We start from the raw sequence: 20,192 nt of genomic DNA on the forward strand, positions 1-20,192 counted from the left end.
GCTCGGATCTTGAAGTACGGGCACATTGAGGAGGTGCTGGTGGAGGTTTCGCGGCTTGCGGACCCGTGCCGGCTTTCCACGCCGATCGAGCGACAACTCGAGGTGCCCGAGTGAGAGCGGTGACTGTCGCCGCAACGGTGGCCTTCGTGCTGGCGCTGATCGGCACCCCCTTCCTCGCCAAGCTGATGTTGCGGTTCAACGCCGCCCAGCCCATCAGGGACGATCTGGGGCTCGCCTCCAACAAGACCAAGCAGGGCACCCCCACGATGGGCGGGCTGGCCTTCATCCTGGCCACCCTGATCGCCTACATGGCCGGGCACATTGCCCTGCTGGGCCTGCCCGAGGCTCAGCTCGGACAGATCCGGCCGACCATCACGGGCCTGGTCCTGCTGGGCATTTTCATCCTTTGCGGAGCCGTCGGATTCATCGACGACTACTTGAAGGTGGTCATCAAGAGCACGGCCGGACTGAGCGCCCGGGGCAAGCTCATCGGTCAGCTGCTGGCCGGCGTGCTCTGCGGCGTGATCGCGACGAATTTCCCGTCGACCAACGGCGAGACCGTCGGCTCCGACCGCATCTCGTTCATCAAGGACATCTCCTGGCTGAACGTCACCAAGGTCGGCGTGGTCATCGTGTTCGTCCTCATGGTTCTCTTCATGAGCAACGCGGTGAACATCACCGACGGGATGGACGGCCTCGCCACCGGGGCAACAATTCTGGTGATGGGCGCGTACGCCGTCATCGGCTACTGGCAGTACCAGCACTGGTGTGGTGACACCGCAGGCTATGCCGCCGACCCGAACGCCTACTGCTACGCCGTCCGCGACCCGCTCGAGGTGGCAATCATCGCCGCCGGGGTCGCCGGGGCCTGCCTGGGATTCTTGTGGTCCAACACTTCACCGGCCCGGATCTTCATGGGTGACGCCGGCTCGCTGGGCCTGGGCGGCCTGATGGCGGGCCTGGCCATGGCCACCCACACCATGCTTCTGCTGCCGATCATCGGCTTCTTGTTCGTCATGAGCGTGATGTCGGTAGTAATCCAGGTAATCTCGCGCCGCACCACCGGCCGGCGAGTATTCCGGTTGTCCCCGATCCACCACCACTTCGAACTGGCCGGCTGGACCGAAAGCAACGTCGTAATCCGCTTCTGGATCATCGCAGCGATGAGCGTCGGAACCGCGTTGTGCCTCTTCTACGGCGACTTCCTCCAGAACGCTTCTTGACTCCGTGACGAGCCGTCACCGCAGCGGCCCGGCTCCGCGGTTCCACGCCGGCCGACGGGCTGCTCGCGCGACTCGGCCCAAGCGCAGCGGCGGGACGAGCCCGCACCTCAGACCGGTCCTGCTCGGTGGTGCCGCCGCGATGGATGAGAACTTCCGCCCGGAGCGGTAGTCACCCAGGATGCAACAAGGGCCGTTTCCATGACTGGAAACGGCCCTTGAAACTGGTCGGGGTGGCCGGATTTGAACCGACGGCCTCTTCGTCCCGAACGAAGCGCGCTACCAAGCTGCGCCACACCCCGAGCTGCCTGGAAATACTATCCGACGTCGGGGCGGACGCGAAATCGGTATCCCCCTAAAGGCAAAACCGCAGGTCAGCGCGGGATCAGGGTGAGCAGGGAGGCCTCCGGGACGCAGCTGAAGCGGACGGGAGCTGTGGGGTGGGTGCCCAGGCCGGCCGAGACGTGCAGCCACGAGTCGGAGCCGGGCCAGCGGTGCAGGCCCTTGGCCATCGACCGGGGCAGGTCGCAGTTGGTGGTCAGGGCGCCGTAGAAGGGGACGCAGACCTGGCCGCCGTGGGTGTGGCCGGCCAGCAGCAGCTCGAAGCCGTCGGCGGCCATCGCGTCGAGCACCCGGGAGGCGGGGGTGTGGGTGACGCCCAGGTGCAGGTCGGCGCCGGTGGAGATCGGGCCGGCGACCGAGGGGTAGTCGTCGCGGTTGATGTGCGGGTCGTCCACGCCGGCGAGCTCGATCGAGCGGCCGCCCGCCTTGAGCACCGTACGGGCGTTGTTGAGGTCGGCCCAGCCCGCGTCGACCATGGCCGCGCGCAGGTCCTCCGTCGGCAGGTTGGGCCGCTTGAGCTGGTCCTCCTCGTATTCCGAGGACGGGCGCACCAGGTAGGCGAACGGATTCTTCAGGCGCGGTCCGCGGTAGTCGTTCGAGCCGAAGACGAACGCGCCGGGCACCGCGAGCAGCGGGTCGAGGGCGCGCAGCACGCCGGGCACCGACTCGGGGTCGGCCATGTTGTCGCCCGTCACCACGACCAGATCGGGGTCGAGGCCGCCCAGCGCGGCCACCCAGTTCTGCTTGCGTCGCTGGTCAGGCATCATGTGCAGGTCCGACAGGTGGAGGATGCGCAGGGGCTCGGCATCCGGTTCGAGAACCGGCACGTCGAAGCGCCGGAGCGTGAACATGTTGCGTTCGATCAGCGAGGCATAGGCGAACGTGGCGGCGCCCGCGGCGACGACACCGGAACCGAGGGCGAAAAGGGAGCGCTTGCGCATGGAAAGCAAGGGTAGTTTCTCCGTCCATGGGAACGCTGAAAGACCGCCTGAACGATGACCTGCACGCCGCGATGAAGGGCCGCGACGAGCTCACCACGGCCACGCTGCGGATGGCGCTGGCCGCCGTACGCAACGCCGAGGTGGCCGGGGCCGAGGCCCGCGACCTCTCCGACGACGAGGTGCTCGCCGTGCTGAGCAAGGAGTCGAAGAAGCGTCGCGAGGCGGCCACGGCGTTCGCCGACGCGGGCCGGGCCGAGCAGGCGGCCAAGGAGCGCTCCGAGGGCGACGTGATCGAGCGCTACCTGCCCAAGCAGCTGACCGACGACGAGATCGCCGAACTCGTGGCCGGGGCGCTCGCGGCCGGTGGTTTCACCGGCAAGGGCCAGATGGGTCCGGCCATGAAGGCGGCGCAGGCCGCGGTGGCCGGTCGGGCCGAGGGCGGCCGGGTCGCCGCCGAGGTGCGCAAACAGCTCGGCTGACCGCTTCGGCTCAGGTCCGCGGGTTGCCGGTCGATGCCGGGTCGACCTGCCTCCCGCGGAAAGAGCAGGCAGACTCCGCCGGAATCTCGGTGCCGGCCTTCCCGATCTTCGCCGGACCGCCGGCCGTGATTCTCGGCGCGGTCGGCCTCTATCGCAAAGAGCGCCTGGGCAAACTGGCGATGATTCTCGGCATCGCCGGCCTGGCTCGTTTCGGCAATTAAAAGGGGACACGGGTCAGGCCCGTGCCCCGAGGAAAGATTCAGATAGCGAGCTGCGGCCGGACCGGCACCGCCGTGACCGCCGGTCCGACACTGCGGCTTCCGGGCAGTTGCTGCTGCGGCACCGCGTAGGGCCCGAGCATCGATTCGATGGCCGGGGCGATGGCCGGGCGGTCGTTGAGCTGGATCAGGCGCGCGGCACGAGCCAGCGAACCGGTCTCGCCGTCGCGGAATCCCTCGCGGTACCCCTTCTCGTATCGCTCACCGCGGCCAAGTGCGCGGCCGAGGGCGAAACAAGAGGAGCCGGCGAGGGCGAGCAGGAAGAGCAACGCGAAGGGTGTCACCGTTATTTTCCTTCCGGGGCAAATGTACTAATTAGCCGAAAAGTACCCCTAGAGCATGGCTCATGCGGTAGAGCGGTGATCAAGTACGCCAACGGGTGACTCGGCTTGCGCTCGGGCCAAATAGTCGGGAACCACTTCCGGATCGATCGGCCGGCACAGGTGATAGCCCTGCCCGTAGCCGCCTCCGAGCCCGCGCAACGCCGCCAGTTGGGCCGCGTTCTCGATTCCTTCGGCCACCACGCGCAGCCCCAGAATCTGGGCGAGTTCGACGATCGTACGGACCAGGGCGAGATCCTCCCCGGTCAGCTCGGCCCGCGCGATGAACGCCCGATCGATCTTGAGCTCGTCCACCGGCAGCTCGCGCAGATAGGCCAGCGACGAATAGCCGGTGCCGAAGTCGTCGATCGACAGCTGTACGCCGAGCCCGCGCAGCACATGCAGGGCCGACTTGCCCAGGTCGGGCTCGCTCATCAGCACCGACTCGGTCAGCTCCAGCGTCACCGCGCTCGACGGCAGCCCGGCGATGGCCAGCGCCCGCATCACGTTGTCGGCGAACCTCGGATGTACGAGTTGATGGCCGGAGACGTTGACGTTGAGTCCCAGTTCGGGGAAGTCCCGCCGCCACTTGGCCACCTGGATCGCGCTGGTCTCGAGCACCCACTGGCCGATCTCGACGATCAGCCCGAACTCCTCGGCGATCGGGATGAAGTCGACCGGCGACACGAAGCCGCGCGTCGGGCTGTGCCACCGGATCAGGGCCTCGACCCCGGCCGTGTTGCCGTCGGCCAGCCGGACCAGCGGCTGGTACTGCAGGCGGAACTCGCCGTCGCGCAGCGCCCGCTGCAGGTCGCCGCGCAGGCTCAGCCGGTCGAGCGCCTCGGCGTGCATGTACGGCTGATAGACCAGCACCCGGCCCGGCCGGTCCTTCTTGGCCCGGTACATCGCCACGTCCGCGTTGTGCAGCAGTTCCTCGGACTTCTGCTCGGCCTCACGCGAGATCGCGATCCCGACGCTGGCGCCGATGAAGATCTCGCGCCCGGACAACCGGAACGGCTCCTTGATGGCCGCGATGATCCGTTCGCCGACCGACTCGGCCGCGTCGGCCGGGGAGTCGTGCAGCAGCGCGGCGAACTCGTCCCCGCCGAGCCGGGCCGTCGTGTCGCTGGCCCGTACGCATCCCCGCAGCCGCCGGGCGACGAGGGCGAGCAACTGATCCCCCGCGTCGTGGCCGAGGCTGTCGTTGACCGCCTTGAACCGGTCGAGGTCGATGAACAGCACGCTGGTCGGGTCGGCCGTGGTGCCCCGGGACGCCAGCACCCGGTTCAGGATCTTGAGGAACAGGGCCCGGTTGGGCAGCCCGGTGATCGGGTCGTGGTGGGCCTCCCGCACCGCCTCGACCGTGCGCGCGTCGGTCAGCGCCAGGCTCACCTGCTGGGCGAACGCGGCCAGCTGGTCGCGCTGCTCGGTCTGCTGCCCGCCGATCCCCGGCAGGTGCGCGAGCAGGCAGCCGGCCATCTCGCCGGTGACCCGGACCGGGGCGGCGATCATCCATCCGGCGCCGTCGGGCCGGACGACCACCGCTCCGCCCGCCATCGCGGCGCGGGCCAGGCTCTCCGGCGGCGGCGTCCCGGTGCCGCACTTGGAGGAGATGGTCAGCCGCCGCTCCGGACCGCCCTCGGCCAGCATCAGCGTGACCGTGGCCCCGCTCAGCAGCTCGGCCGCGCCGCTGGTCACCGCGTCGAGGATCTCGGGCAGCGGACGCCGGGCCGAGATCGCCCGCTGGATCGTGAGCAGCGACTCGACCAGCCGCTGCCGGGTCTGCGCGGTGGTCGCCTGCCGTTCCTTCTCGGCGCGCAACCGGCGTTCCGCGGCCAGCACCCGGATGCTGCGCAGGGCCAGACCGAGCACCTGACCCATGCCCTGCAGCATCTGGCGTTCGGCCGGCTCGAACGGCTCGGACAGCCGGGCCACGATCAGCGCGTCCCCGGTCTCGGAGCCGAGCGGGTTGCTGACGGCGTGCAGTTCCCCCACGTACGGGACGGTCAGCATCGGCTGTCCCGCGGCGACCTCGTGCAGCCCGGTCTCGGGCACGACCGGTCCGAAGCCGTACGCCCCGAAGATCTGCCCGTCCCGCACCACCGCGCCCACCTCGGCCTCGACCATCTCGGTGGCCCGTTCGACCGCGCCGGCGATCGCCGCGTTCTCGTCCGCGGCCGCGTTCACCGCGGTGAAGTATTCGGTAAGCAGATGTGAGGACCAGGCCGGCATGTCTCAGGCCAGGGCCAGGGTGACGAGGGTCAGGTGGTGGGTGCCGAGGGCGCCGCGGACGCGGGCGATCTCGCCGTGGGTGTAGAAGCCGGCGAACGGCGCGTCGCTCAGGGCCGTACGCATGGCCTGCATCTCCTCTTCGAGGCCGCCATCGGTCAGCCCGGCCCGTCGCCCGCCGCAGTCGAACGCCAGCACCCCGAGCGGGGGCATGCCCTCGAGCCGGGCCATCGCCTCGGTGCACGACCAGGCGGCGCCGTCGACCATCGACTGCCGGTCGCCCTCCATGAGCCAGACCATCGCCCCCTGCGGCACGTCGGCCGTGCCCCAGACCGAGCGGGCGTCGTCGTCGCCGGCGTGGATCACGCGGATGTCCTCGCCGCTGCGCCGAGACAGCCCGAGCGGCTGCAGGCTGCGGCCCCGGTCGAAGAACTCCTGGGCCGAGCCCTCGAAGTTGTTGCGGCGCAGCAGCACGTCCAGGGCCGGCTCGCCGTCGAGCTGATAGATGTGCGCGCCGCTGGCCTTGGTCACCACCATCGGTGGTTCGGTGCGCCGCCAGCCGTGCGCCAGCCCGATGCCGATCGGCCCGTCCGAGCCGAGCGCGAGCCCCACGGCGGCGCCGCTGAGCACGTCGGTTCCGTAGAACTGGTACGTCTTGTCGAACTTCCGATCGTCCGCGGCGAACCCACCGACCAGCGGAACACTGGCGCCGATGGCCGAGTACGCCCCGCGCACGATCTCATGTGGTTGCCCCGACATGCCGTCGGCCAGCAGGATCAGCACCTGGTTCTCGTCGTCCAGGCCGCGCAGGGCCTCGGCCGCCGCCGCTCCCGCGCTCCGCGGGTCGGACCGGCTGATCTCCGCGACCCGGGCCTGCACCGTGAAGCCGTCGCCGCCGAGGGCCGCGACCGCGACCCCGCCGTCGGTGGCTCCCGCACTGCCCAGCTCGCCCATCGTGGTGGCGCCGACGATCTCCGCGTCGGGGCCGGCCTCGAGCCGCACGCCGGCGAGGAGCTCGGGCAGGTCGTGGGCGACCGAGGCGAAGACGAAGACGGCCTTGGCCTCCCGGCCGCCGATCGCTTCCGCGGCCGCCTCGGCACCGGCCTTGCGGGACCGGGGCGCGACGCTCTGGCCCACGCCGAACCACCGGTGCGGGTTGGTCTGCATGATCCTCTGATCGGCACGGTTTGTCGGTTGCTGAGTGGTTGCGTGTGGGGTGCCGTCGGGTGTCCGGGAGTGGCCTGACAGGGTAGGGCCTTGTGACTGAATCTGACCTTGCGCGGCAGGTCCGCGCCGTGAGCCGGCTGACCGGCGAGTTCACCCTCCGCTCGGGCCGCGTCGCCAACGAGTACTTCGACAAGTACCAGTTCGAGGCCGACCCGGAACTGCTCGACCGGCTCGCCGAGCAGATGGCCGTGCTGATTCCGGAGGGCACCGAGGTGCTGGCCGGTCTCGAGATGGGCGGCATCGCCGTCGTGACCGCGCTGGCCCGGCACGCCAAGCTGCCCACCGCGTTCGTCCGCAAGCAGGCCAAGCAGTACGGCACCGCGCGGCTGGCCGAGGGGGCCGAGGTCGCCGGGCGGCGGGTGCTGATCGTCGAGGACGTGGTGACCTCGGGCGGCCAGGTCGTCATCTCGACCGGCGATCTGCGCAGGCTGGGCGCGCACGTCGACCACGCGCTCTGCGTGATCGACCGTCAGGAGGGCGGCGCGCAGGCGCTGTCGGCCGAGGGCATCACGCTGCGGGCCCTGCTGACCCGGGCCGACCTCGAGGCCGTGGCCTGACCCTCGAACCACAGCGGGCGGGACATCCTGGTGGATGTCCCGCCCGTTTCTGCGTGATGGGTCAGCGGCCCGGAGGCTTCGGCGGCCCCGAAGGCTGGCCGCCCGGGCCGGCCGGCGGCTTGGCCTTGCCCTTGCTCGGGTTGATGGTCACGTACCCGCCCTTGATGGTGCGGCCGTCGGGAGAGGTGCCCGCGGCGGTGCCGGCCGGGCAGTCCGACTCGACCTCGCTGCCGATCGAGACGTCGAAGCCGGCGCCCTCGATGCGGTCGCGCGCCTCGTCGAGCGAGTCGCAGGTCACGTCCGGGATCGACTTCTGATCACCGTAAGCGATCTTGCGATTCTCGGGCTCCTTGAACTGCTCCCTCGGCTTGCCCTTCATGTAGTCGCCGAGCGTCTGGTAGACCGCCGGGTTGACGATGTCGTGCGACATGCGGTCGCGGTGGTCGGGCCAGTCCGGGTTGACCAGGTAGCCCGCGATGACCAGCGACGTGGTGCCGGCGATCAGCGCGGCCGTCTTGTCGGCGTCGGTCGTGCCGGTCTTGCCGAACACCGGGTGCTTGACCGTCGACTTGGTCTGGCGCGCCGTGGCGCCGTTGCAGCGACCCATCTGGGCCGAGTCGCCGACCGGGCAGCGGGCCGCGTCGAGCGCTGCCCGGGCCACGTCCTTGCTGGTGGCCCGCATGCAACGGGGCTTGCCGACGTCGAGCTTGTCGCCGTCCTGCGTGGTGATCTGCTCGATCGGGGTCGGTTCGCAATACATGCCGTCGCCGGCCAGCGTGGCGTACGCGTTGGCCATGTCGAGCGGCGTCGACGCGGACACACCGAGCGTGAACGCGCCCCACTGGTTCGCGGAGACCGGGTCGTTCGCGTACTTGGCGTCCTGACCGACGCGGAACTGCACGCCGAACCGCTTGGCCACGGCGACCACGTTTTCCGCGCCGACCTGTTCCTCGAGCGGCACGAAGTACGTGTTGATCGACTTCGCGAAGGCGGAGTGCATGTCGTAGAGACCCTCGCCGCCCCCGCCGGAGTTGCTCGGGCACCAGAAGTGGGTGCCGGAGCAGGCGGAGTCGTTGCCGCGATCGATGATGTAGCCCGACTTGTACCGCTTCTCGGCCTTGATCGGATAGGCCAGCGGGTAGCCCTTCTCGAGCGCCGCGATGATCGTGAAGATCTTGAACACCGAGCCGGCCTGGTAGCCGCTGATGTCACCGCCCCCGCTGAGCAGCGGGTTGGTCGTGTTCGGGTACGTCGCGCGGACGCCCGCCTTGGCCTTCTTCCGGTCCGACGAGAGCGGGTTGGGGTGGGCCGGGTCGGGCAGCTTGTACTTCCGGTTCGCGGCGAGCAGGCGCACCTTGCCGGTGCCGGGCTCGGTCGCGGCCAGCAGCAGCGCGTTCTTGTCCATCTCGGCGATGTGGTCGGCGATCCGCTTGCGGGCGTCGGCCTGGGCCTCGACGTTCATCGTCGTGGTGATGCGGTAGCCACCGCTCTTGAGGCGACGCTCCCGGTCGTACGGCGTCGCGCCGAACGCTTCCTGGCTCATCCACCAGCGGTAGAAGTAGTCGCAGAAGAAGCCCCAGTTGTTGTTGGCCACCGAGACGCAGCCGTTGCCGACCGGCTTGACCTGGCGCGGGATCGCTTCCTTCTTCGCCTTGTCGGCCTGGGCCTGGGTGAGCGAGCCCATCTCGACCATGGCCGGGAGGATGTAGTTGTCCCGGCGCTGCTTGATCTGGTCGTAGCCCTCTTTGCTGGTCGGGTTGAAGCTGGTCGGGGCCTTGACCATGCCGGCCAGCATCGCGGCCTGACCGGGCGTCAGGTCCTTGGGCCGCTTGTTGAAGTAGACCTGGCTGGCCGCGAACACCCCGTACGCCTGGTTACCGAACGGCGCGATGTTCAGGTAGCGCTCGAGGATCTGGTCCTTGGTGAGCTCTTTCTCGACCTGAAGCGCGTACTTCATCTCGGTGATCTTGCGCTTGGGCGTGTCCTTGGTCGCGTCGACCACCTCCTGCGGGTTCGTCGCCGAATAGGCGAGCGACATCCGCACGTACTGCATGGTGATGGTCGAGGCGCCCTGCTTGGAGTCGGACTTGCCGCTGTTGTTGACGAACGCGCGCGCAACGCCCTTGAGGTCGACGCCGTTGTGGTTGTAGAACTCCCGGTCCTCGGCCGCGACCATGGCGTCCCGCATCGGCTTCGCGATGTCCTTCAGCGGCACGTCGCTGCGGAACTCGTCGTAGAACTGCGAGATCTGCGTCTTGTTGTCCGACGCGTAGATCCGGGTGATCTGCGGAGAGCTGAAATCCTTGAGCTCACTGGGCAGCTGCGCGAACGTCTCACCACCGGCCTTGGCGGCCAGGCCGGACATCGCGGCGGCCGGGAAAGCCGCGGCCGCGACGACGACGCCGGCGAGTAGACCGCAGATCAGCAACGAGGTCGCGTTCGCGAAAATGTTGTGATCGCGTCGGCGCATCCAGGAAGTCACCTGAGCAGGGTACGCGACAAGAGCACGTGGCCGCCCGTCGAGAAGGTCACGCTTCGCCCAGAATTAGTGTGCCTCTCCGGACCGAATCTTGGGGCGATTTCGACGAACGGCGTCGCGCTCGGGCCCACGCTGATGCCATGCCATAGGCGGCCTTTGCCCGGAACCACCGGGCTGTACGTATTTCAGGTACAACGTTGCGTAATCGCCCGACTACAGAGCATGATGGTCCGGCGAGCTTGTCGCACGACGTCTGCATGGCTTGGGGGACATGAGCCGCGGACGTCAGGGGGTAACGCAAGGGGGGACGTTTACACATGGGGATGATCAGCGATTGGCCCAGCATGGCGGCGTGTCAGAGTGGCGACCCTGACGCGCTCTTCGTGCAGGGCGCCGAGCAGAACGTGGCGAAGAGAATCTGCCGCAGCTGCCCGGTCCGCTACGAGTGCCTCGCCGATGCCCTGGACAACAGGATCGAGTTCGGTGTCTGGGGAGGCATGACCGAGCGGGAACGGCGCGCACTGCTCCGCCGTCACCCGCAGGTGGCGAGCTGGCGCAAGATGTTCGAGGCCGCCATGCGGGAGAAGGGCGCCGACAAGGTGCTCGTCCCCACCCGCTAGGCCGCACGAACAGGCTTACGCCAGGAGCGAGCCGATCGTCCGCAGCCCGTCGACGTCATGCACGTCGGCGGGCTGCGCCGTGACCGAGACCGTCGGCACGGCCGGGAAGGCGTCGATGAAAGTGGCCGCCACCCGCTGCTCGCGCTCGGTCTGGCGCAGCAGACCGGCGTGGATGCGCAGCGCGTCGGCGGTCAACGGCGAGTCGCCGGCCGCGGTCAGAGCGTCGGCGGCAGCCTCGCTCTCGTCGGCGGTGAGACCGGTCGCCTCGGTGCGGTGCATGCGGTTGAGCACCAGACCGGCCAGCGGCATCCGCTCGGCCACGAGACGCTCCGCGAAATACGCCGCCTCCCGCACCGCGTCCCGTTCGGGCGCCGCCACCAGCAGGAACGCGGTCTGCGGGTCCTGCAGGATCCGGTACGTCTGGTCGGCGCGCTGCCGGAAACCGCCGAACATCGAGTCGAGCGCGGCCACGAAACCGGACAGATCAGTCAGCAACTGGGCGCCGAGGACCTTCTGCACCGTACGGGAGAAAAGGCCGAACGACGCGGTGACCAGGCTGAACATGCTGCGGCCGCCGGACCGCGCCGGGGCCAGCAGCATCCGCAGCATCCGGCCGTCGAGGAACCGGGACAGCCGGGCCGGAGCATCCAGGAAGTCGAGGGCGGAGCGCGACGGCGGGGTGTCGACCACGATCAGGTCCCACTCGTCGGTGGCCCGCAGCTGACCCAGCTTCTCCATCGCCATGTATTCCTGCGTGCCGGCGAAGGTCGAGCTCATGGCCTGGTAGAACGGGTTCGCGAAGATCTCCGCGGCACGCTGCGGCGTGGTGTGCTGCTGCACCACCTCATCGAAGGTGCGCTTCATGTCGAGCATCATGGCGTGCAGCTCACCGCCGCTGTCGCCGTCGATCCCCTTGACCTGGCGCGGGGTGTTGTCGAGCTCGCTGAGCCCCATCGACTGGGCCAGCCGGCGCGCCGGGTCGATGGTGAGCACGACGGTGCGCCGCCCGTGCACCTCGGCCGCCCGCAGCCCCACGGCAGCGGCGGTCGTCGTCTTGCCCACCCCGCCGGCGCCGCAGCACACGACGATGCGGGTGGCGGGGTCGGCGAGCAGACCGTCGACATCGAGTCGTTCAGCGGTCACATCAGCCACTGCTCAAGCGTAATCCGTAGGAGATCGGGCGCACCGGGACTGTGGCGGGTCACGCACGCATGAGGGCGGCGGCCAGCTCGTCGAGCCCGTCCTGATCGACGCCGCGGGGCAGCAGCGGCAGCTCGACCAGCGGACGACCCGACTCGGCCAGCTCGGTGCGCAGCGTCTCCTCCAGCTCCTGCCGGGTGAGGTGCGCTTTCACCTCGCTGACGAGCCCGTTGACCGTGGCCGCGTCGGCCGGCAGCCCGGCCTCGGTCAGGCCCCGTTTGAGCTCGGCCTTGGTCACCTTGCCGGCCGTGGTGAGCGCCGGACGAGTGGCGTTGAGCACGATCCGGCCGACCGGGATCTGCAGGGCGTCGAGCTCGGCGATGGCATCCAGAGTTTCCTGTACGGGCATCTCCTCGAGCAGCGTGACCACGTGCACCGAGGTGATCGGCGAGCGCAGCAGCGACGCGACACCCTCGCTCTGGGTCTTGATCGGCCCCATCTTGGCCAGCTTCGCCGTCTCGGTCGTCACGTTGAGGAACCGGCCGATGCGACCGGTCGGCGGTGCGTCGAGGACCACCGCGTCGTACGCCCGGCGGCCGTCCGACGATCGGGTCGTGGCCTCCTTGACCTTGCCGGTGAGCAGCACGTCACGCAGGCCCGGCGCGATCGTGGTGGCGAAGTCGATGGCACCCACCTTGCGCAGCGCCCGGCCGGCCGCGCCCAGGTGGTAGAACATGTCGAGGTATTCGAGGAGGGCCTCTTCGGGGTCGACCGCGAGCGCGCGCACCTCGCCGCCGCCGGCCACCTTGGCGATCCGCAGCTCCTGATAAGGCAGCGGCTCGGTCTCGAACAGCTGGGCGATGCCCTGCCGGCCCTCGACCTCGACCAGCAGTGTGCGCCGACCACCCGCGGCCAGGCCCAGCGCCAGCGCCGCGGCGACGCTGGTCTTGCCGGTGCCGCCCTTGCCGGTCACCACATGCAGCCGCGCCGGCCATCTGTTGACGTGCTCACCCATGACGTCAAAGGTACGGCGAACGCTCAGCCGGTCACATCGCAGACCAGCCAGCCGGTCTTGCGGATCACGATGAACTCGAGCTCCTGCGACGACGTCTTCTCGTCCGCGGTCGACATCGTCAGCTCGACCTCGACCCGGGCTCGATCGTCGTTGTTCTCGGTCACCTCGGGGTCCTTCCAGCGGAACACCGGGTCGGTGTAACCGGCCGAGTACGCCTTGACGTCCGACACCCGATCGGCGATCTTCGCCTCGTCGCGGGCCTCGCGGCAGACCAGGTCGTCGGCCGCGGTGGCGTCCTGATCGGTGTAGACGGCGGTCAGGAACTTGCTGACCGCGGTGGACGGGTCGGGCGAACCCGGGTTGTCGGCGTCGCGCAGGAGGAAATAGGCCGACACGGCGCCGCCGCCGCAGAGAAGCAGTGTGCCGACGAGCGCGAGCGAGACCCAGAGGGCGCCGCGCCGCCGCGGCCCGCCCGGCTCGGCCGACGCCTGGGAGGGCAGCGGCGCGCCGGCCCAGATCGGCTCGGGCGGCGGCGGGGCCTCGGAGGGCACCGAGTGGTGGAACGCCAGATGCTCGGGTGGCGTGGTCTGCCACTCGCCGGGCGCCTCGTGCCGGGCATGCCAGGGAGCGATGGCGGGCGGCGGCTGCCAGCTGGCCGACCGGGTCTCGGATTCCGCGGGCACCGGCGGGATCACCTGGGTGCGGTCGTGCCCGCCGGCCTCGTCGGCGAACGTGCCCGGCGGCGGCCACTGCTGGTCGTTCGGATCCGGCGGCGCGTCGATGAAGTCGACCACAGGCGGGGGCGGACTCGGCGGCGCGTCGATGAAGTCGATCACAGGCGAGGGCTGCGCGTCGACGGAGTCGATCACAGGCGAGGGGGGCGTCACGGCCGCGGCGGCCGGTGGCCACTCGTGCGGCGGCCCGGGGGCCGGGACCGGCTCCGGCGGCGGGATGGGCTGCGGCGGCTCGGGCTCGGGCGACGGCACCGGGGTGGGCTCGGGATGACCCGGCAACCCGCCGTGCGGGTGCGTCATGTCGCCCTCCGTGATCTCCCGGTTACCGATCGGCCCTGCGGCTCGCTCAGCCTAGCCAAACGGGCCGGTCCGCGGGCCCTAAGCTGACCCGGTACCGACGATTAGGGAGTAGACGAGCGATGCAGAAGTGGGAGTACGTGACCGTGCCCCTGCTGGTCCACGCGACCAAGCAGATCCTCGACAACTGGGGCGAGGACGGCTGGGAACTGGTCCAGGTCGTCCCCGGGCCGAATCCGGAGCAGCTGGTCGCCTATCTGAAGCGGCCGAAGCAGTGACCGGAGTGACCGGCGCGGGCACAAAGCCGGAAGAGCACGGCAGCGGAGGCCGGGCATGACGACGCCGATCAGTGGTGAGGGCGGCGTCGACGCGTACGCAAGGCTCGCCGAACTGGGTCTGACGCTGCCGCAGGTCGTGCCGCCGCTGGCGGCCTACGTCCCGGCCGTGCAGACCGGTAATTACGTGTACGTCTCGGGGCAGCTCCCGATGGTCGACGGCAAGCTGCCGCTGACCGGCAAGGTCGGCGCCGAGGTCGCTCCCGAGCAGGCCACCGAGCTGGCCCGGCTGTGCGCGCTCAACGGCCTGGCCGCGATCGAGGCGCTGGTCGGCCTGGGCCGCATTGTCAAGATCGTTAAGTTGACCGGTTTCGTGGCGTCGGCTCCCGGATTCACCGGTCAGCCCGCCGTCATCAACGGAGCGTCGAACCTCTTCGGCGACGTCTTCGGCGAGCAGGGCCGGCACGCCCGCAGCGCCGTCGGCGTGTCTGAGCTGCCGCTCGGCTCCCCGGTCGAGGTCGAGATCATTGCTGAGGTGGCTTGAATCGGTCCCACGTCCGGTTGCTAAGAGTTACCTGAGCGGGCACTGAGATCGCACATCCGGTCCTCTTGAACGACCCCATGCGCGACGTAGGATTTCGCGCATGGGGGGCGCTGCGGTTGACGGGCTGCCGGGCTGGGTGACGCTGCTGCGCGCGCCCAACCCCGGCCCGATGACGCTCGACGGCACGAACACCTGGGTGCTGCGCGCTCCCGGCGAGACCCACGGCGTGGTGATCGACCCCGGTCCGCTCCACGAGGGCCACCTGACCCGGATCGCCGACCAGGGCCCGTACGCGTTCATTCTCATCACGCACGGTCACCACGACCACGTCGAGGGCGCCGCCCGGCTCTCCGAGATCCTCGGTGGCACCGCCGTGCTGGCCGCCGACCCCGCCCACTGCGTCGCCGGCGAGCCGCTCGACCCGGCCGAGCACCTGGGCACGGCCGCGATCGAGATCTCGGTTCTGGACACCCCGGGACACACGTCCGATTCGGTGTGTTTTCTGGCGCGACACGGGGACTCCCGCCTCATGTTCACCGGTGACACGATCCTCGGACGCGGCACGACCGTGGTCGCCCATCCGGACGGCGACCTGGGTGCCTATTTGGGCAGTCTCGAGCGCCTCGCCGCGTACGAGGAAATCATGATGTTGCCCGGCCACGGCCCGGCCCGCGAGGACGTCTCGGTCGTGGCGCGCGCCTACCTCGATCACCGGCGCGAGCGGTTGGCGCAGGTGGAGGCGGCTGTGGCGGCCGGCGCACGCACCCCCGAGCAGGTCGTCGACATCGTCTATCCCGAGATCGAACCGCGGGTCCGCTTCGCGGCGATCTGGTCGGCCGCGGCGCAACTGCATTACCTCAATCACAAAAACCGGGAATCAGGAACACCCGCAGGCAGGTTGGATCCGCTGTGACCTGTCCTGTGTGTGGAACCGTCGCCGTACCGGGCGCCCGCTTCTGCCACAACTGCGGTGCGGCTCTGCCCGCGGCGGCCACGCTTCCGGCGGCCGAGCGGCGCATCGTCACCGTGTTGTTCGGTGACCTGTCCGATTTCACCTCCTGGTCGGAAGACCTCGACCCCGAGCGGGTCGGCGCGGTCACCGACCGGGTCCTCGCCGCGCTCGCGGGCGCGGTCAAGACCTTCGGCGGCCACGTCGACAAGCTGACCGGCGACGGCATCATGGCCGTCTTCGGCGCCCCGGTGGCCCATGAGGACGACGCCGAACGGGCGGTCCGGGCCGCGCTGAGCATGCAGCGCGCGGTGCGCCGGGTGCTCGACGACGAACGCGGCGGCGGCGCCCCGCTGGGCCTGCGCGTCGGCCTCAACACCGGCGAGGTGGTGGCCGGGCTGCAGGCGGGCATCGAATACACCGTCATCGGCGACACCGTGAACACCGCGGCCCGGCTGGCCGACGCGGCCGCGGTCGGCGCCGTCTACGCCGGATCCCGCACGAGCGGCGGCACCCGGCACGTGGCGTCCTGGCGTCAGCTGCGCCCGCTGCGGCTCAAGGGCAAGCGCGAGCCGGTGCCCGCGTTCGAGCTGCTCGGCCTGCACGACGCGCCGGGCACCCGCTCGGGTCTGGGTGACGAGGCGCCGTTCGTGGGCCGCGAGACCGAGCTGGGCCGGGTGGCCGGGCGGCTGGCCGAGGCGATCGACTCCGGCACCGCCCGGGTGATGGTGATGACGGCCGAGGCGGGCATCGGCAAGTCCCGGTTCGCGGGCGAGGTCAAGCGGCTCGCCGCCGGTTACGACGTGGGCAACGGCCGCTATGCGGCGCACGCCGGGGCCCGGGTGCTGCGGGTGCGCTGCCGCGCGTTCGGCGAGCGCCGCCGGTTCGCTCCGCTGGCCGACCTCGTACGCAAATCGGTGGGTCTGCCCAAGGACGTGGTGGCCACCGTCGGTCGCTCGGTGGTCGAGGAACGGCTGCGCAAACTGGCCAACCGGCTGGGCCGCGACGGCGAACCCGTCCCGATCGACATCGACCGGCTGCTCGCGCTGCTCGGCTACGGCGAGGCCCCGGCCAACCCGGTCGGCCCGGCCACCGGCGCCGACTGGCAGCCCAGCAGCAAGCGGGCCGACGCCGAGGCGCTGTCCTCCGCGGTCGCCGAGTTGCTGACCGCCCTGGCCGCCGAGGCGCCGCTGGTCGTGATCGTCGACGACCTGCACGACGCCACCGCGTCGACCGTGGACGCCCTGGGCCGCACGCTGTCGCTGCTGGACGGCCCGGTGGTGGTGCTGCTGCTCGGCCGGCCTGAGCTGGTGCGCACCGCGGGCGCGCTGACCCGCCTGGCCGACGCCGAGGTGCACACGCTGCCCCCGCTGCGCGGCGCGGACGCCTCCCGGCTGCTCACCTCCTATCTGAACGGCGGGAAGCTGCCCCAGCCCGACACCGACCGTCTGCTCGCCACCGCGCAGGGCAATCCGTTCTATCTGGCCGAGATGGTCACGCTGCTCATGGAGCGGGGCGCGCTGACCCCGGCCGTGGGGGCCAACGCGGCCGGCAAGTGGCAACTCGCCGACGGCTCGCTCGGCCGGCAGCTGCTCTCCCGCGACCTGGCCGCCGTGCTCGCGGCGCGCATCGACGCGCTGCCGCCCGAGCCGCGTTCGGTGCTGCGGGACGCCGCGGTCGTGGGCGACGCGGTGCCGACCGGCGTCATCGAGGCGCTGCGCGAGCGGCGGGCCTCCAGCGACGCGCGGCCGGGCGCGGTGGCCGCGGTCGAGCTCGAGCGCTCGATCGACGAGCTGCTGCAGCGCCGCATGCTGCACCGGTCGCGCGGCGGTTACGCGTTCACCACCCCGCTCATGCGCGAGGCCGCCTATTCCGGCATCGGCAAGGCCGACCTGGCCGACCGGCACGCCTACCTGGCCAACTGGGCCGCGCCGGAGAACATGGGCCGGACCGGGTACGACAGCATGGCCCGGCTCAACCTGACCGACAACGAGCGCGACGCGTTCGTCGCCACGCACGTCGAGTGCGCGGTCGAGCTGGCCGACGCGGTGCGGCTGCGTCCCGAGGCGGCCGTACGCGATGTCGCCCCGCTCGGCGTGTCCGCGCTCGGCCGCCTGGCCCGGCGCGCGCTGGCCAACATCGAGCCGGCCGCCTCGATCGAATACGCCGAGCGCGCCTCGGCCCTGGCCCCCGAGGGCCTGCCGCTGCCCGACCAGCTCGTGCACGCCCGCGCGCTGCTGCGCCTGGGCCGCGCCGAGGAGGCGCTGTCGCACGGCGAGAAGATCGCCAAGAGCGCGGCCGACGAGCCGATCAACCGGGCCGAGGCCCTGCTGGTGGTCGGCCGGGCGCACGAGGCGCTGGGCGACAGCGGCCGCGCGGTCGCCGCCTGGCAGGAGGCGCTCGAGGTGGCGACCGAGGCCGAGTTGCTGCCCGAGCGGGCCAACGCGATGCGCCGGCTCGGCATGGCCGACTTCCTGGCCGGCCGGCTCAGCCAGGCCAGCAGCCGGTTCGCCGCGGCCTATCAGGTCACGCTGGCGGCCGGGGACCGGCACGGCCAGGCCTGGGCGCTGCAGAATCTGGCCTGGGTGACCACCACCCGGGGCGACTTCGCGGGCACCGACGCGGTGCTCGGCCGGGCCGCCCGCCTCTTCGCCGAGCTGGGCGATCCGGTCGGCCGCTCGTGGCTGCGCGGCACCACGGCGTTCGCCCGGCTGCTGGCCGGCCGTCTGCAGGAGTCGCGCCGCCTGGCCCGGGTGTTCCTGCCGTTCGGCGACCGGGTCGGCGAGGCCTGGGCGGTCGGCACGCTGCGCGCGGTCGAGGCGTACGCGGCCGCCGAGCTGGGCGAGCTGGCCGAGGCGGACGGCGAGGCGCGCCGGGCCTATCGCGACTTCAACGCGGTCGGCGACGACTGGGGCCGCGGTCTCGCACTGGTCGTGCGGGGCGCGGTCGCCCGCGGGCTGGGCGAGTTCGACCACGCCTACGACCTGCTCACCGACGCCCTCGGCTACGCCGACCGTACGGGTCATCCGCTGTTGCTCGGTATGGCCGGCACGCTGCGCGGGTTCATCGCGCTCAACCGCGGTGACCTGGCCTCGGCCGAGGCCGACGCCCGACGCGTGATGACCGCCGTCGAGCCGCATAACCCGATGGCCCCCGCCCAGGTCGGCCCGCGGGTGCTGCTGGCCGAGGCCCGGCTGCGCGCCGGCGACGCCAAGACCGCGATGGGGCTGCTGGCGCCGATCGCCACCGACACCGGGGTGCCGTCGCTGCTGTTCTCTCGCCGGCACGCGCTGGCGTCGTACGCGTCCGCCCTGCTCGCCGACGGCCAGATCGACGCCGCCGTCACGTGGATCGGCCGGGCCCGCGAGGTGAAGGCCGAAGACGTGCGCAGCGGCGTGCAGGCGGCCATGGTGCACGCCCGGGTTCTGGCCACGGCCGACCGCTGTGAGCAGGCCCGCGAGGCGGCCGAAGAAGCGGTGCTGCTGGCCTATTCCACCGAGCAGACGAGTGAGCGGGAGGCGGCCGAGGAACTGCGGGCCGCGCTCGCGACCACGGGGGTCGAGCCCGCCCCGGCCGCAAGTGTCGCGTACGCGTCCGATGGGCCCGGATGATCTCCGGCGTAACTGGCGTATTTTCAGACTCATGACAGGAACCGGCATTCGATGACCGAGACACCGCGCGGAGCGCTGCCTGCTCCGTACGTGCCTGGGATGTCCGGGTTGTCGGTGATGGCTCGCGGCGGTTACGCCACCGTCTATCGCGCGATGCAGGACTCGGTGGGCCGCGAGGTCGCCATCAAGGTGGAAAATCGCCGCCTCGAGAGCGACCGTGACCAGGCCCGCTTTCTGCGCGAGGCGCGCGCGGCCGGCCGCATGTCGTCGCACCCGCACGTGGTCGACCTGTTCGACGTCGGCGTGACGGTCGACCAGCATCCTTACCTCATCATGGAGCTCTGCGACGGGTCCTATCTCGATCGCATGCGCCGCTCCCCGCTCGGCGCGGCCGAGGCCAAGGATCTCGGCGTCAAGATCGCCGACGCGCTGGTGCACTCGCACGCCAACGGGGTGCTGCACCGCGACGTGAAGCCCGCCAACATCCTGTATTCGCAGTTCAACTCGGCCGTGCTGGCCGATTTCGGGCTGGCCGTGCTGGGCGAGATGCGCGATTCCTCGGTCACCCTCGAGGTGCTCACGCCGGCCTACGCGCCGCCCGAGATGTTCCGCCACGACGAGCCGAGCGGCGCGGTCGACGTCTACGCGCTCTGCGCCACGCTCTATGCCGTGATGCGGGGCCGCCCGCCGCGCTGGGACGGCGACCGCAGCCCCAGCCTGCTCACCCTGATGGATCTCTTCCACCAGCCGATCCCCGACCTGCCCGGGGTGCCGCCCGCGCTGACCCACGTGCTGCGCTGGGGCATGGCCAACGATCCGGCCCGGCGGCCGACCGCACAGCAGCTGCGCGAGCTGCTCACCAACGTGCAGCTCAACCCGCCGATCAACAACTACGTGCCGCCGCCCCGGCTCTCCTCGGGCGACGACACCCCGAC

General features: G+C 70.8%; 17 protein-coding genes, 1 tRNA gene and 1 pseudogene. 10 read left to right on the forward strand and 9 right to left on the reverse strand.

Going from position 1 to position 20,192, the window contains the following annotated elements; translation table 11 throughout:
• The first annotated feature begins 110 nt into the window (after positions 1 to 110).
• Positions 111 to 1,223: a phospho-N-acetylmuramoyl-pentapeptide-transferase gene (gene mraY, locus ACZ3I4_RS39990; RefSeq protein WP_465387331.1), complete on the forward strand. Its 1,113-nt coding sequence runs from the start codon at positions 111 to 113 to the stop codon at positions 1,221 to 1,223.
• 222 nt (positions 1,224 to 1,445) lie between these two features.
• Here the strand turns inward: mraY and ACZ3I4_RS39995 are convergent.
• Both ACZ3I4_RS39995 and ACZ3I4_RS40000 read right to left on the reverse strand, forming a co-directional pair.
• Positions 1,446 to 1,522, reverse strand: a tRNA-Pro gene (locus ACZ3I4_RS39995).
• A gap of 72 nt (positions 1,523 to 1,594) precedes the next feature.
• Positions 1,595 to 2,503, reverse strand: coding sequence for a metallophosphoesterase (locus ACZ3I4_RS40000; RefSeq protein WP_465387332.1), 909 nt, complete (start codon positions 2,501 to 2,503; stop codon positions 1,595 to 1,597).
• A 26-nt stretch (positions 2,504 to 2,529) separates the two neighbouring features.
• Here ACZ3I4_RS40000 and ACZ3I4_RS40005 point away from each other — a divergent pair, with 26 nt between their 5' ends.
• Both ACZ3I4_RS40005 and ACZ3I4_RS40010 read left to right on the forward strand, forming a co-directional pair.
• On the forward strand, positions 2,530 to 2,982 hold the full coding sequence (locus ACZ3I4_RS40005) for a GatB/YqeY domain-containing protein (protein ID WP_465387333.1): 453 nt from the start codon (positions 2,530 to 2,532) through the stop codon (positions 2,980 to 2,982).
• A 23-nt stretch (positions 2,983 to 3,005) separates the two neighbouring features.
• Positions 3,006 to 3,203, forward strand: a complete 198-nt coding sequence (locus ACZ3I4_RS40010) for a hypothetical protein (RefSeq protein ID WP_465387334.1) — start codon at positions 3,006 to 3,008, stop codon at positions 3,201 to 3,203.
• Between the two features lie 38 nt (positions 3,204 to 3,241).
• Here the strand turns inward: ACZ3I4_RS40010 and ACZ3I4_RS40015 are convergent, their stop codons facing one another.
• Genes ACZ3I4_RS40015 through ACZ3I4_RS40025 form a run of 3 tightly spaced genes read right to left on the reverse strand, consistent with a single transcriptional unit; the run spans position 3,242 to position 6,976 of the window.
• A complete protein-coding gene (locus ACZ3I4_RS40015; RefSeq protein WP_465387335.1) occupies positions 3,242 to 3,544 on the reverse strand; it encodes a hypothetical protein in 303 nt (100 codons plus the stop codon).
• A 60-nt stretch (positions 3,545 to 3,604) separates the two neighbouring features.
• A complete protein-coding gene (locus ACZ3I4_RS40020; protein WP_465387336.1) occupies positions 3,605 to 5,767 on the reverse strand; it encodes a putative bifunctional diguanylate cyclase/phosphodiesterase in 2,163 nt (720 codons plus the stop codon).
• 48 nt (positions 5,768 to 5,815) lie between these two features.
• Positions 5,816 to 6,976, reverse strand: a complete 1,161-nt coding sequence (locus tag ACZ3I4_RS40025) for an FIST signal transduction protein (RefSeq protein ID WP_465387337.1) — start codon at positions 6,974 to 6,976, stop codon at positions 5,816 to 5,818.
• A gap of 92 nt (positions 6,977 to 7,068) precedes the next feature.
• Between ACZ3I4_RS40025 and pyrE the strand changes: the two genes are divergently transcribed.
• On the forward strand, positions 7,069 to 7,593 hold the full coding sequence (gene pyrE / locus ACZ3I4_RS40030) for an orotate phosphoribosyltransferase (protein ID WP_465387338.1): 525 nt from the start codon (positions 7,069 to 7,071) through the stop codon (positions 7,591 to 7,593).
• A gap of 61 nt (positions 7,594 to 7,654) precedes the next feature.
• On the opposite strand, the gene ACZ3I4_RS40035 is transcribed toward pyrE, so the two are convergent.
• The gene (locus ACZ3I4_RS40035; protein WP_465387481.1) at positions 7,655 to 10,063 is read right to left on the reverse strand and encodes a transglycosylase domain-containing protein; all 2,409 of its coding nucleotides are present in this window, start codon (positions 10,061 to 10,063) and stop codon (positions 7,655 to 7,657) included.
• Between the two features lie 326 nt (positions 10,064 to 10,389).
• Between ACZ3I4_RS40035 and ACZ3I4_RS40040 the strand changes: the two genes are divergently transcribed.
• Complete coding sequence (locus tag ACZ3I4_RS40040) at positions 10,390 to 10,692, forward strand: WhiB family transcriptional regulator (RefSeq protein WP_465387339.1); 303 nt, start codon at positions 10,390 to 10,392, stop codon at positions 10,690 to 10,692.
• A gap of 15 nt (positions 10,693 to 10,707) precedes the next feature.
• Here the strand turns inward: ACZ3I4_RS40040 and bagB are convergent, their stop codons facing one another.
• From bagB to ACZ3I4_RS40055, 3 genes are read right to left on the reverse strand one after another with little or no spacing between them, the layout of a single operon-like run.
• A complete protein-coding gene (gene bagB / locus ACZ3I4_RS40045) occupies positions 10,708 to 11,835 on the reverse strand; it encodes an ATPase BagB (RefSeq protein ID WP_465387482.1) in 1,128 nt (375 codons plus the stop codon).
• A gap of 58 nt (positions 11,836 to 11,893) precedes the next feature.
• Positions 11,894 to 12,847 (reverse strand): ATPase BagA, encoded by a 954-nt coding sequence (gene bagA, locus ACZ3I4_RS40050; protein ID WP_465387340.1) that lies wholly within the window; start codon positions 12,845 to 12,847, stop codon positions 11,894 to 11,896.
• 23 nt (positions 12,848 to 12,870) lie between these two features.
• The gene (locus ACZ3I4_RS40055; RefSeq protein ID WP_465387341.1) at positions 12,871 to 13,881 is read right to left on the reverse strand and encodes an Rv0361 family membrane protein; all 1,011 of its coding nucleotides are present in this window, start codon (positions 13,879 to 13,881) and stop codon (positions 12,871 to 12,873) included.
• A gap of 119 nt (positions 13,882 to 14,000) precedes the next feature.
• On the opposite strand from ACZ3I4_RS40055, the gene ACZ3I4_RS40060 reads away from it, so the two are divergent.
• The 5 genes and pseudogenes from ACZ3I4_RS40060 to ACZ3I4_RS40080 form a co-directional block, all read left to right on the forward strand.
• On the forward strand, positions 14,001 to 14,156 hold the full coding sequence (locus tag ACZ3I4_RS40060) for a DUF4177 domain-containing protein (RefSeq protein ID WP_465387342.1): 156 nt from the start codon (positions 14,001 to 14,003) through the stop codon (positions 14,154 to 14,156).
• Positions 14,157 to 14,211: 55 nt separating this feature from the next.
• Positions 14,212 to 14,697 (forward strand): RidA family protein, encoded by a 486-nt coding sequence (locus tag ACZ3I4_RS40065; protein WP_465387343.1) that lies wholly within the window; start codon positions 14,212 to 14,214, stop codon positions 14,695 to 14,697.
• Positions 14,698 to 14,797: 100 nt separating this feature from the next.
• Positions 14,798 to 15,610, forward strand: a complete 813-nt coding sequence (locus tag ACZ3I4_RS40070) for an MBL fold metallo-hydrolase (RefSeq protein ID WP_465387344.1) — start codon at positions 14,798 to 14,800, stop codon at positions 15,608 to 15,610.
• On the forward strand, positions 15,607 to 19,257 hold the full coding sequence (locus ACZ3I4_RS40075) for an adenylate/guanylate cyclase domain-containing protein (RefSeq protein ID WP_465387345.1): 3,651 nt from the start codon (positions 15,607 to 15,609) through the stop codon (positions 19,255 to 19,257). Before ACZ3I4_RS40070 ends, ACZ3I4_RS40075 begins: the two co-directional genes overlap by 4 nt.
• A gap of 51 nt (positions 19,258 to 19,308) precedes the next feature.
• Positions 19,309 to 20,125, forward strand: a pseudogene (locus ACZ3I4_RS40080) (serine/threonine-protein kinase); the annotation flags it as partial.
• Between the last annotated feature and the right edge of the window lie 67 nt (positions 20,126 to 20,192).

The organism is Actinoplanes sp. NPDC021490 (assembly GCF_055562135.1).

Bases quoted from the DNA above. Each gene is read 5' to 3' on its own strand.
- ACZ3I4_RS40000 (WP_465387332.1), bottom strand. From the start codon at position 2,503: ATGCGCAAGCGCTCCCTTTTCGCCCTCGGTTCCGGTGTCGTCGCCGCG.
- ACZ3I4_RS40005 (WP_465387333.1), top strand. From the start codon at position 2,530: ATGGGAACGCTGAAAGACCGCCTGAACGATGACCTGCACGCCGCGATG.
- ACZ3I4_RS40025 (WP_465387337.1), bottom strand. From the start codon at position 6,976: ATGCAGACCAACCCGCACCGGTGGTTCGGCGTGGGCCAGAGCGTCGCG.
- ACZ3I4_RS40035 (WP_465387481.1), bottom strand. From the start codon at position 10,063: ATGCGCCGACGCGATCACAACATTTTCGCGAACGCGACCTCGTTGCTG.
- ACZ3I4_RS40040 (WP_465387339.1), top strand. From the start codon at position 10,390: ATGGGGATGATCAGCGATTGGCCCAGCATGGCGGCGTGTCAGAGTGGC.
- bagA (WP_465387340.1), bottom strand. From the start codon at position 12,847: ATGGGTGAGCACGTCAACAGATGGCCGGCGCGGCTGCATGTGGTGACC.
- ACZ3I4_RS40055 (WP_465387341.1), bottom strand. From the start codon at position 13,881: ATGACGCACCCGCACGGCGGGTTGCCGGGTCATCCCGAGCCCACCCCG.
- ACZ3I4_RS40060 (WP_465387342.1), top strand. From the start codon at position 14,001: ATGCAGAAGTGGGAGTACGTGACCGTGCCCCTGCTGGTCCACGCGACC.
- ACZ3I4_RS40065 (WP_465387343.1), top strand. From the start codon at position 14,212: ATGACGACGCCGATCAGTGGTGAGGGCGGCGTCGACGCGTACGCAAGG.
- ACZ3I4_RS40070 (WP_465387344.1), top strand. From the start codon at position 14,798: ATGGGGGGCGCTGCGGTTGACGGGCTGCCGGGCTGGGTGACGCTGCTG.